Consider the following 11,605-nt stretch of genomic DNA (forward strand, 5'->3'; position numbering starts at 1 on the left):
TACATGACAGACGAGGACTCTTACAGAAAATTATTTGTTGCGGAATCATTGGAGAACCATGAGACCATAGTGAATAATATTCTGGTTTTGGAAGAGGGTTCAGACGACACAGCTATCGATGAGATCTTCCGTGCCGCCCATACCCTGAAAGGAATGTCGGCATCGATGGGATATATGCAGATGGAACGTCTCTGCCACAAGATGGAGGATGTATTCCACTGTATAAGAAGCGGTGAACTGGACATCTCTCCTGAACTGACAGATATACTCCTTGCCTGTACCGATCGGATCGAAGAGATGATAGACGATATCGAAGGCGGCGGGGACAGTTCATCGATAAATGAAGACGATCTCGTTGAAAAATTAAAAGAATATGAAACTCAGGGGCAGCAGGAGGATACATCCGTCCCGGCGGTCGATGAAATCTCCATCATAACTGAGTGCGAAGATGGAGAAGAGGGGATCGAAGAAGAAACCTTGTCTGAAAATCCTGTCATACCAAAGATTCAAAGATATAAACTTACACTTAAGATCGATAAAGAATGCAATATGAAGGATGTCAGGGCCCTGATAGTCATCCAGAATCTTGAAGAGCTCGGACATATCATATCAAGCGAGCCTTCTGCCGAGGAGATCGACAACGGATCGATAGGAGAAGACCTCGAGATAATTATAGAAAGCGATTCAGGGGAAGAAGCTCTTATTAGTGCATCGCAGATTACCGATATAAAGAATGTTGAAATATTGCCGGTGGGAGAGGATGTCTCTGAAAAAATCCCCGAATATAAACTGAAAATTTTCATAGAGCCGGAATGCAACATGAAGGATGTCAGGGCAATGATTGTCCTGCAGAACCTTGAAAAACTGGGACAGATAATTCATACAATCCCCTCAATAGATGAGATCGATTCAGGCGAAATAGATGATGCATTTGAAGTTATTATCTCCAGCGAATCTCCGGAATCACAGATTTTGACCAATGCCAGGGGAACAGAGATCAAAGAAGTAAGGATCGAGCCGTATATACAGGATATCCAGGCCAGGAAAGAGACCCAACCTGAAAAATCTGCAAAAGAAACCGACAGCAAAAGTAAAATTCAGACTGAAAACAAGAGCTATGCAAAGGATAGCACCTCCAAATCGGAAGAACCTGCAAAAACAGACGACACGGATTCCAAAAACCGGGAAAAATGCAGGGACAACAACAAAAAGAAAGAGGTCAAAAACCTCAGGGTTGATATCTCACGTCTGGACCAGATGATGAACCTTGTCGAGGATCTCGTCATCAATGGCGGCCGCCTGAAACAGATTGCAAAAGAGCACCAGATTAAAGAAATGGACGAAGCCCTGAACATGGTCAGCAGATCGATCTCAGATCTGCAGAACCTGACGATGTATATCAGGATGATCCCGCTCAACCACATCTTTAACAGGTTCCCAAGGGTCGTAAGGGATGTCGCTCATCACGATAAGAAGGAGGTCGAATTTACAATGATCGGAGGTGAGACCGAACTGGACAGGAGTGTCATCGACGGTCTGGGAGATCCACTCCTTCACCTGATAAGAAACGGTGTTAATCATGGTATTGAAACACCGGATATTAGAATTGCGGCAGGTAAGGATCCAAAAGGCACGCTCACACTGTCTGCCTATCGCGACCAGGGGAATGTGATTATCGAACTCTCAGATGACGGAAAGGGCATCAGCAGGGAAAAAGTCCTTAAAAAAGCTATAGAAAAAGGATTTATAACCGGAGAAGAGGCTGACAACCTTCCTGATGAAGAGGTCCCAAAATTCCTGTTCCTCCCCGGATTTTCCACTGCGGAAGAGATAACCGACATCAGCGGAAGGGGGGTTGGCCTAGACGTTGTAAAGAGTACGATCGAATCGCTGAAAGGTTCAATAAAAGTCAAATCTGTTGAAGGACAGGGTTCTACCTTTACGCTAACCCTGCCTCCGACAATGGCGATTATTGAAGTGATGATGGTCAGGATCAACAATCGTAGATGCGCAATCCCGATCAATGTGGTCGTTGAAGTCGCCAAGATTAACTTAAAGGACATAAACAGGATCGGAAAAAGCGAGGCCATCCTGCTAAGAGATGAAGTACTCCAGCTTCACAGGCTCGATGAAATGTTCGGGAAAGCACAGCCGAGCGGCATGATTGTTATTGTGCAGTACCAGGGTTCAAAATGCTGTATACCTGTTGACGTAGTCGAAGGACAGCAGGAGATCGTCGTCAAACCTGTAAGCAACATAATCGGAACATGTCCTGGAGTAGGAGGAGTAACTATACCCGGAGACGGAGATGTCATTCCTATACTTGATGTCAACACAATGATAATTTAAAACCGGAGAATTAAGATGGAATTAACCGAAGCACAACTTGACGCAATGAAAGAGCTGGGAAATATCGGTGCATCGCATGCAGCCACATCTCTGTCTACTATGCTCATGTCAGAGATATATATGACCGTCCCTGAAGCGAAGGTCATAGATATTTCCGAGATCTCCGAACATTTCGGAGATGAGATCGCAGCCCTGGTCGTATTTGAGATCCAGGGAGAAATAAGCCCGGGTGGATATGTCATTCTGCATATTCCAAAGGATTCCGCGATTAATCTTACAAATACGATGCTTGGATCAACAGACTGCGACAGGGAATTAAATGAGATGGACGAGAGCGCCCTTCTCGAAGTAGGAAATATTATGGTATCCCAGTTCCTTGATGCTACGGCATCGCTGTTGGGTGTTGTTATGCTGCCATCTCCTCCTGCTATTGCCATAGATATGTCTCATGCGGCCTTTGCCAGCATTGTCGCGCAGGTAGCTGTTGATATAAACGAGATAATTTTATTCAAAACCGAACTTACATCAAAAATGCATGATATCGAGAGTACTATTGTCATGCTTCCCGACGAAAATACACTAAATATAATCCTTTCACTGTTAGAAAAGATGATCTCGTAATATTTTATAGTAAATGGTCGAGAACACGATGGAAGACTCAAAAAAGCCTGAATTGAAGGGAATAAATATCGGAATTGGCGAACTGAAGGTAGGAGGTTTTGTAATGACTTCCATAGGCCTTGGATCGTGTATAGCTGTCGTTCTGCACGATAAAAAAAAGGCTGTAGGCGGCGTTGCTCATGTCATGCTTCCCAACAGCAATGACAAAAAAGACAGGCCGGGGAAATATGCAGATACAGCTGTTCCCGAATTACTAGGAGAGCTGATTGCCGAAGGAAGCAACAAGAGGGACATCATTGCAAAAATTGCAGGCGGATCAAGTATGTTCAGGCAGTTCAAGGGGAACCTTGATATTGGGGGAAGAAATATCGAGGCTGTCAAGGAAGCACTGAACCTGAACAGAATTCCTCTGGAAGGTGAAGATACCGGAGGAAATGTCGGAAGATCAATTATGTACGATCCGGGCCAGAATGGTGCTATTGTAATCAGAAGGGCGGACGGTACATGTATAAATATCTGATTTTACTTTTCCTTTCAGCTTTATTGGGATTTAATCCTGTATCGGCAGAGCTTGTCCAGTTCTGGCCTGATTCAAACTCCATAAGTACTGCGGATGTCAGGGATATATGTGACGGAGCAAACGGAAGGATTATTTTCGCCACATCTAACGGGATCTCGATATTTGATAATGAAGAATGGAAGATTCTTCACGCTCTTCCCACGGACAAGAGAGGGTATCTTGAAGGCATACCTCTGAACGACTACGTTCTCCAGGCAGAATATGATTACCTGAACAACCTGTGGATTGGATACAGCAACGGTATCCAGATATATAACGGCTACTCCAAACCGGTAACAATAAGGCAGGCAGATGATATTCTGATAGATCCTTCAATTAACAAGCTCAAACGCCAGGGAAGGATAATGTGGATTGCAACGGGGGATTCAGGTGTTTATTACTATTTTAACGGCAAATTTGGGTGGGTAAAACCCGGAGAAGAAACCGGTCTTCTCGGGAACCATATCAATGACATTGAGGTGGATTACGCAAACGATATCCTGTATGTGGCATCCGCTTCAAATGGTCAGTTCTCGTACGACGGCGGTATAGAAGGACTCGACAACATAACATTCAAACAGATAATCGATCCTCTCATTGCCAAAGATATGACAGAGATCGCATCATATCCATACGGAGGTGTTGTATTCTTCAACAGTACCGATGCAGTTTACTATAATGAATTGTCAGGGGCAGAACATATCTTCAACGTTAAGGACCTCTCGGGCGGTACAAATAAAATATATGATCTGGCAGTTACAAATGACGGCAAATATGTCATAGGAACCGACAACGGTATCTTCTGTTGGTATAAAGGCGAGGTCTGCAGGCACCTGACAAGATTTGACGGGCTTGCAGATTATAAAGTAGATAAGATTTATATCGATGATTCCGGCAGATGGTGGTTTTCAACAAAAGAGACCGTAGGTTACTACTATGAGCCAGAGTTTACAGCTGTCTCTTCCATTGAGATCAATCCCGGTTCTTTCGGGCAGGATTCTACGATTATCAATAATGTTCTTTCGGGTATCTGAAAAAAGGCTTTAGTATCCCTGATTCACCCGACAACATCTATAATTCCAGCAGATAAATCAGAACATCGCTGGCAACCCCACGCCGCGAGCCTCTCCAAGGCTCACGGATCGGCCCCGACCTCGGGGCCTCTTCATGGTGATAACCACTCAGGGGATAGACGAGTATCCCCTGAGCGGAGAGATGCGGTAAATTCATGTATGGGACGAAATATGTAACAGCTTAGGGGACCCCCGCCGGTCCCCTGAGCGTGCCGTGAGATAGCTATCTTAAGGCAAGGCCCTTGGGTAGGGGCCGTCCGGCGGACCTGGGGCCGCCGGTGCCGGGGTCGCCCGAGTAAGGTATAGTAAGGTATGTAAGCAAGACGGCAGTGCCATGTATGTAATATCTGAACGTACGTGAAGATGAGAGAATGCAGAGCGTTTTTGGTAATTGTTTGCTGTCCTGAAATTATTTTAAAAAAAATTCAGCAGACTGTTTATTCCTGAATCTTGATGACCTGCATCGCGTATTTGTCAATGGATTCAAAAAATGCATTCTTAGAAGTCTTATGTCTCAGGATATCATCATCAGAGAATATATCGTTCATGAGATAATCGAGTGCAACCAGGTAGAAATGAAGGGATTTAAACCTCTTCTTTAACTGCTTGAACTGGAGTTTTGCCTCACGCTGCTCATCACGCATAACGAATATTGCAAGATCGAATAACTGAACCAGGTAATTCGGCATTCCTTTTTCCAGCGCCTTGTCACGGAATTCATTGTAAGTACTCTTGCTGTTTGAAAGCAATGACAATTTGATCCCGTAATAGAACGGTTCAAGACTGTTCGGATTCTGCTGTATCATCTGTTTTACGATACCTGCGGCACCGACACCGTCTCTTTTTTCCAGTTTCAGGTAGAAATTCTCCCTCAGGAAGTCCTGGTCATTATAGAACTTATCAACGGCATATGCAAGGAATTGTAATCTTTTTTCTTCATTGCCATCGTTTTTGGCCTTTTCAATCCCTATTTTTACGTACCACCGCTCATTGGGGAACCATTCAAGCGCCTTCTTTGTCATCAGCCAGAATGCACGATCCATTGATTCCGTATCTTTGATATCCAGCTGTTTGAAGCGGTTCACTGAGGGTTTTACCTTGGCCATCTCAAGGAGGGTCTCCCTTGCCTGAAGTTCAAGACGACTCGGCCGGTCATCTATTTCCCCGTGAAGAGCCTTCTTCTCATTTCCGGAGAGAGCGTAATAGCAGTAAGCAATATACATGCCTATCCTGGCATCGTACTTCCAGTAATCACTAAAATAATCAATCGCTTCCCTGTACCTGCCGATATCCATCATCTTGACGCCCGAGAGAATCCTGAGAGTGGATCTCCCGGACTTTTTCTTCTTGCACCTCAGGGCATTGGAAATTATTTTTTCGATGAATTCAACAGATTTAGCCTCGGGACTCGCCTTCATAATGCGGAAAGAGATGTCGTCGATGAAATTGTCGTATGAGTTATTGTCAATATCAGGAAATGCGTTATCGAGTGCCGACATCACATGACCATAAAAAACAGGGATATTTGATGATATCTTATCCGGGTTGCTGTCGATGTATAAGAAGAGATCATTCTTCAGGACATCAACTTTTTCATACCTTATGGCATCCGTTAATTTCTCCCCACGAGGCATAATTCACCGTTATTCCAATTACAAAGGTTAAATTTATATAAACTTAAATTTATGTTTTTGATATTTCAGCATAATAGTAATCCCCGGCCGACCTCTGCTCCCTGTCAAGATAACTGCCGGGTTTGTTGATTCTTGGTCTGCCGGTTTTGTCTCTCCTGAAGGTTACTCCCAGTTCTTTCAGGAAATGATTCATTCCCTCTCTCATATCCATAGGGCCAAGCGCCTTTCCTGAAATTCCGGGTTCACCGTCAAATACGAAGAGCCGTTCACTGATCATATCGATGACATAAATATCGTGATCGATCACAAGAACACCCGAACCGGACGATTCTGCATGGCGTCTTATTACCCTTGAGAGTATCATACGCTGTTCGACGTCGAGATGAGCGCTCGGCTCGTCAAGGATGTAAAGATCGGCCTCTTTCGAAAGACACAATGCGATTGCAACTCTTTGAAGCTCTCCTCCTGACAGCTGGGAGACGGACGACTGGAGAATAGGCTCAAGCGAAAGGGGCTCGAGTATTTCATGCTTGTAGTAATTGCTGTCGAATTTGTTCGTTGCCTGCCTGAGCATGAATTCAACGGAATCATTGGAATCTGTTTTGATATACTGTGGTTTGTATGAGATTTTTACCGTAGATTCCATCTTCCCTTCATCGGGCTCCTCCAGCCCTGCAAGGATCTTTGCAAAAGTACTCTTACCAATTCCGTTCGGCCCGACAAGACCGAGGACCTCTCCGCATCTTATCTCACCTCCATGGATGGTGAGCTCGAACTTCCCATCATAATTCTTTTTGAGCGCCGGAAAAGTCATAAGAATCTCTCTTTTCACTTCACGGTTGTGCGAATAAGTCTCGAAGTTTACCGAATAGTCACGGAACCTGACATTTTCCTCCTGCAGGAATCCCTCGAGGTACTGGTTGATGCCGACGCGGACACCCTTGGGACGCGTAAGTATTCCGAATACCGAAGGCTTACCGTAGGCGATATGAACATTTTCTGCGAGCATATCGAGGATTGCAAGGTCATGCTCTACGATTAGAACAGGCTTTTCCACAGAGAGCTCCTGGATCAGTTCTGCAGCAGTCATCCTCTGGTATATATCAAGGTAAGGAGTGATCTCATCGAGGAAATAGAAGTCTGCATTGCGGGAAAGGCATGCTGCAAGTGCAATACGCTGGATCTCTCCGCCCGAAAGTTTACCTATATCGCGATCGAGGATAGACTCAAGCTTCAGCTTTTGTACGTAATGCCCAAGTTTGCCTCTTTCGTCGGTTGATTTCAGCAGATCGATTACTTTTCCCTTGAATACCTTTGGTATGAAGTCGATATACTGCGGCTTTATCGAGGCTTTCAGGGAGCCTGATGAGATCATCTTGATATAATCGAAAAGTTCCGTTCCTGCATAATGCTTAAGAACTGCATCCCAGGACGGATCTGTTTCAAAATCACCGAGATTGGGAATAATCTGCCCAGATAAAATACTGACCGCTGTACTTTTTCCGATACCGTTCGGCCCAAGGATACCGGTAACTTTTCCTTCGAGAGGAATTGCCATTCCATAGAGTGCAAAGCCGTTCTGCCCGTAGCGGTGTGTGGGAAATTCCAGTTCTTCGGGCAGGGTTACTATATCAAGGGCTTCAAACGGGCACTTCTTTACACAAATTCCACAGCCTACGCACAACTCTTCAGATATTACAACTTTCCCGTCTTCGCCGATTACTACAGTCTCGTCTCCTGTACGGACCCTCGGGCAGTAGATGATGCACTCTTTTCCACACTTCTTCGAATGACATCGATCCTTATGTACAACAGCAATTCGCATTGATACCACCAGTAAAAATATTCAAAATTATTGTAATGAAAGAAGAATCGTCCATGATATGAACCAGAAGGCAAAAGTCATGAATGCCTGGTAGAACCAGTCCTTTCCTCCCAGTTTGGTATAATCGATCTTAAACACCATGAAGATGTGTTTCTGGAATACTATTCCGGCAAGCAGAAACAGCCATCCGAGAATCGATAGACTTTCTCCGGGGGGAACCGACGGATTTCCAATTATGACATATGAGAGTATTCCTGTTAACATACCCATAAAGCAGGCTATACCTGTCCTGAGCATGCGCTCCCTGTGTCCGTCGACCTTATCTGTGGGGCTTTTCTTTATTTCCTCTTCGTTATTGATATCCAGTTGTTTCTCCTCGACCATCGAGACACCAGTGATTATTTTTTGGTTTTCAGACAATATGTAGTTTGGTATATAATGGCAACCCAGCAGGGAATGAGCAGCATTGACATCAGGACAATGCTCTATGAAATAAGAGAAAGGCTGCCCCTTTGGATCGGAAAGATCTACCAGTACAACACCGATTCCTTCGGTTTCAGACTGAACGGGGAAGATAAATCCAAATATAATTTCCTGGTGGAATGCGGCAGAAGGGCACATCTTACAGATAATCTTCCGGATGCACCCCCGAATCCTTCGGGATACTCTATGTTCCTCCGTAAATATATCAGCGGGGGCAGGGTTCTGGATATAAAGCAGTATGGACTGCAGAGGATTTTTATTATTAAAATAGGTAAAACGGAGAAAGAATACAACCTGATATTCGAACTATTTAATGAAGGAAACGCCGTTTTGTGTGACGAAAACTTTATCGTCATAAATCCGCTGAAAAGACTGCACTTCAGAGACCGCGAGATCGTTTCCGGGACTGAGTATATCTTCCCGGAATCAGGTACGGACGAGATTACGATTGACAGCATAAGGACTGTACTTGAAAATTCAGAAAGGGATCTCGTAAGAACTCTTGCATCCGATTTTTTACTGGGGGGAAGATATGCAGAGGAGGTCTGTCGGATTGCAGGTTATGACAAGACAATGAACCCTGCTGAGGCCGAACCGCAGACGATCCTGAATGCATTAGAGGGACTCCTGTCAAGGGGCACGAATGCCGTCATCACGAAATCGGGATGCTGGCCATACCCGCTTCCGGGTGAAGAGCCGGTATCATCTTTTTCCAGCTTCAATGATGCTCTTTCGGCTTATTTCCCTCTCCCGCAACCGGCTGCGAAGGATGCTAAGAAAGAGAAACTCCCGAAATCCGAAATTATCCGCAGAAGACAGCAGGAAGCGATAGTAAACTTCGAAAAGAAGATCGCCGAACTACAGGAGAAAGTGGATGCGATATATGAGAACTACCAAGATATTTCAGGGATCATAGACACCCTCAGGGATGCAAGTTCAAAATTATCATGGCAGGAGATCGAGGAGACACTCAAAAACAGTTCTCTTCCTGCGGCAAAATCCATCGTAAGGATCTATCCTTCAGAATCCGCAGTGGATGTCATGGCCGGCGGAAAAAAGGTAAAGATATTCATAAACGAAAATCCCGAATCGAATGCGAACAGGTACTACGGGGAGATCAAGAAATACAAAAAGAAGAAGGCGGGTGCCCTCGTAGCGATGGAGAAGTTCATGCCGAAGGAGAAGCCGGCAAAAAAGAGGCAGGATTACAAACCACAGAAGAAGAAATGGTATCATAAATACCGCTGGTTCACCACAAGCGACGGTGTCCTCGTAATAGGAGGACAGGATGCAGGCAGTAACGAAGATATCGGAAAAAAATACCTAGAAGGGAAGGATTATTTCGTTCATGCCGACGTTCACGGCGGAAGCGTTGTTGTAGTTAAAGGAGAAACGGAGAATTGGGATGAGGTTGCGGAATTCGCAGCATCCTACTCGAATGCCTGGAAAGCCGGCCATTTCAACTGCGATGTCTATGCCGCAAAACCTGAACAGGTCAGCAAGACCGCAGAATCGGGGGAGTTCGTAAAGAGGGGTGCATTTATAATCCGGGGTGAGAGAAGATACTTCAGGAATGTGGGCCTGAAGATTGCAATAGGGCTTCAGCTTGAACCCGAACTTGCGGTAATCGGCGGGCCGGAGAGCGCTGTAAAAAGGACTGCCGCATACTATGCCGTGCTCCTTCCGGGAAAATTCGAGCCTAACGATACGGCCAAAAAAGTCCTGAGGGAACTGAAAAAGATGATCCCTGAAGAAGACATTAAGGATTTGAAGACTGTTCTCAATACCGAAAGCATAGCAGCCTTCGTCCCCCCGGGGGGATCGGATATCGTCGAAGTTGTGGATATGACAAAGGAGAACTCATAATGAAGGCCGAGTTCGGCGACATGAAAAATTCATTCGGAGAGATCAGGCTGTTTCCCGAGAATACGGACGACCTCTGGCATATCGGCCATATCATCAGGGAGAGTGATCTTGTCTTTGCCACGACCTTCAGGAGCCTTGACTCCGCAACAGACAAGGCAAGACCGGAAAAGATGGAGAAAAAACCTGTCAGGCTCGGGATAAGAGTCGAGAAGGTTGAGTTTCATCACAATGCAAACAGGTTGAGGATCAGCGGGGTCATCGAGCACGGCCCTGATACAGGATTCCATCATACTATAAATCTTGAAGCGGGATTCGAGATCTCGGTTATAAAGAACTGGAGAAAGATCGATATGGAAAGGATCGACCGGGCCGTTAAGGCATCCGTGACCGGTGTAGTTCATATCGTGGCGATCGAAGAAGGCGAGGCAGAGATCTACAGGATACGGCAGTTCGGCCCGGAAAGATTTACAACGATCTCCGGGGGCTCGGGAAAACGGGAAGGACTGGATATGCGAACAGGTTTCTTCGACGAGATCTTATCAAACCTTTCGAATGTCACGGGACCGGTTGTCGTTGCCGGGCCGGGATTCATAAAAGAAGATTTCATGAAATATCTCGAAGGAAAAGACAGGGATCTTGTTTCAAGATGTGTGGTCGCCGACACTAGGAGGATCGGCAGGGGTGCCGTACAGGAGGTCATCGGCCAGGGAGTCCTGAACCGGATCTCGGAGGATATCCAGCTTGCCCGTGAAGTTTCATGCATGGACGAACTTATCACCAGGATCTCATCCAGTGGAAATGCTGCGTACGGTATTAATGAGGTTGAAAATGCAGTAGCGATGGGAGCCGCAGACGAGGTACTTGTAACGGACGAGATGATAAGGGATTTACGGGTCTCCGAACTGCTCGACAAAGCAGAGAATATGCGTGCAAAGATAACAGTACTCTCGTCAGAATTCGAACCTGGAAAACAGCTCGATGCTCTCGGCGGGATCGCAGCTCTGCTAAGGTATTCCATCGGCTGAATATATTGTTTTTCTCCGGCGACCCCGGCACCGGCGGCCAAAAACCGCCGGACGGCCCCTGCCTAGGGGCCTTGCGCTAAGATAATCTTCCAACGGCACGCCCAGGGGACCGGCAAGGGTCCCCGGGCTGTTTTTTGACATATTCCACTCCGTGTACACACCATGAATCA

9 protein-coding genes are annotated in these 11,605 nt (G+C 45.8%); 6 read left to right on the forward strand and 3 right to left on the reverse strand.

All coding sequences use genetic code 11. The features are described from left to right. The first annotated feature begins 3 nt into the window (after positions 1-3). The 4 genes from METPAY_RS13530 to METPAY_RS13545 are packed head-to-tail and all read left to right on the forward strand — an operon-like array spanning position 4 to position 4,563. Positions 4-2,349: a chemotaxis protein CheA gene (locus METPAY_RS13530; RefSeq protein WP_048153080.1), complete on the forward strand. Its 2,346-nt coding sequence runs from the start codon at positions 4-6 to the stop codon at positions 2,347-2,349. 15 nt (positions 2,350-2,364) lie between these two features. Further along, a complete protein-coding gene (locus tag METPAY_RS13535; protein ID WP_013329992.1) occupies positions 2,365-2,970 on the forward strand; it encodes a chemotaxis protein CheC in 606 nt (201 codons plus the stop codon). Positions 2,971-2,983: 13 nt separating this feature from the next. Next, positions 2,984-3,490: a chemotaxis protein CheD gene (locus tag METPAY_RS13540; protein WP_245611652.1), complete on the forward strand. Its 507-nt coding sequence runs from the start codon at positions 2,984-2,986 to the stop codon at positions 3,488-3,490. Positions 3,491-3,513: 23 nt separating this feature from the next. After that, positions 3,514-4,563: a ligand-binding sensor domain-containing protein gene (locus METPAY_RS13545; protein WP_169743679.1), complete on the forward strand. Its 1,050-nt coding sequence runs from the start codon at positions 3,514-3,516 to the stop codon at positions 4,561-4,563. Between the two features lie 476 nt (positions 4,564-5,039). On the opposite strand, the gene METPAY_RS13550 is transcribed toward METPAY_RS13545, so the two are convergent. From METPAY_RS13550 to METPAY_RS13560, 3 genes are read right to left on the reverse strand one after another with little or no spacing between them, the layout of a single operon-like run. Continuing rightward, the gene (locus tag METPAY_RS13550; RefSeq protein ID WP_048153082.1) at positions 5,040-6,236 is read right to left on the reverse strand and encodes a hypothetical protein; all 1,197 of its coding nucleotides are present in this window, start codon (positions 6,234-6,236) and stop codon (positions 5,040-5,042) included. Positions 6,237-6,285: 49 nt separating this feature from the next. Beyond that, a complete protein-coding gene (locus tag METPAY_RS13555) occupies positions 6,286-8,061 on the reverse strand; it encodes a ribosome biogenesis/translation initiation ATPase RLI (RefSeq protein ID WP_048153083.1) in 1,776 nt (591 codons plus the stop codon). A 27-nt stretch (positions 8,062-8,088) separates the two neighbouring features. After that, positions 8,089-8,445 carry an EMC6-like membrane protein gene (locus tag METPAY_RS13560; RefSeq protein ID WP_048153084.1) on the reverse strand — a complete coding sequence of 119 codons (357 nt, stop codon included), beginning with the start codon at positions 8,443-8,445 and terminating at the stop codon, positions 8,089-8,091. Between the two features lie 54 nt (positions 8,446-8,499). Between METPAY_RS13560 and rqcH the strand changes: the two genes are divergently transcribed. Together rqcH and METPAY_RS13570 are read left to right on the forward strand one after the other, a co-directional pair. Further along, positions 8,500-10,410 (forward strand): ribosome rescue protein RqcH, encoded by a 1,911-nt coding sequence (gene rqcH / locus METPAY_RS13565; RefSeq protein ID WP_048153085.1) that lies wholly within the window; start codon positions 8,500-8,502, stop codon positions 10,408-10,410. Next, complete coding sequence (locus METPAY_RS13570) at positions 10,410-11,435, forward strand: mRNA surveillance protein pelota (RefSeq protein WP_048153086.1); 1,026 nt, start codon at positions 10,410-10,412, stop codon at positions 11,433-11,435. Before rqcH ends, METPAY_RS13570 begins: the two co-directional genes overlap by 1 nt. Positions 11,436-11,605 lie beyond the last annotated feature (170 nt).

This window comes from Methanolacinia paynteri (genome assembly GCF_000784355.1).
GTDB classification, from domain to species: domain Archaea; phylum Halobacteriota; class Methanomicrobia; order Methanomicrobiales; family Methanomicrobiaceae; genus Methanolacinia; species Methanolacinia paynteri.

Bases quoted from the DNA above. Each gene is read 5' to 3' on its own strand.
- METPAY_RS13530 (WP_048153080.1), top strand. From the start codon at position 4: ATGACAGACGAGGACTCTTACAGAAAATTATTTGTTGCGGAATCATTG.
- METPAY_RS13535 (WP_013329992.1), top strand. From the start codon at position 2,365: ATGGAATTAACCGAAGCACAACTTGACGCAATGAAAGAGCTGGGAAAT.
- METPAY_RS13540 (WP_245611652.1), top strand. From the start codon at position 2,984: ATGGTCGAGAACACGATGGAAGACTCAAAAAAGCCTGAATTGAAGGGA.
- METPAY_RS13550 (WP_048153082.1), bottom strand. From the start codon at position 6,236: ATGCCTCGTGGGGAGAAATTAACGGATGCCATAAGGTATGAAAAAGTT.
- METPAY_RS13555 (WP_048153083.1), bottom strand. From the start codon at position 8,061: ATGCGAATTGCTGTTGTACATAAGGATCGATGTCATTCGAAGAAGTGT.
- METPAY_RS13560 (WP_048153084.1), bottom strand. From the start codon at position 8,445: ATGGTCGAGGAGAAACAACTGGATATCAATAACGAAGAGGAAATAAAG.
- rqcH (WP_048153085.1), top strand. From the start codon at position 8,500: ATGGCAACCCAGCAGGGAATGAGCAGCATTGACATCAGGACAATGCTC.
- METPAY_RS13570 (WP_048153086.1), top strand. From the start codon at position 10,410: ATGAAGGCCGAGTTCGGCGACATGAAAAATTCATTCGGAGAGATCAGG.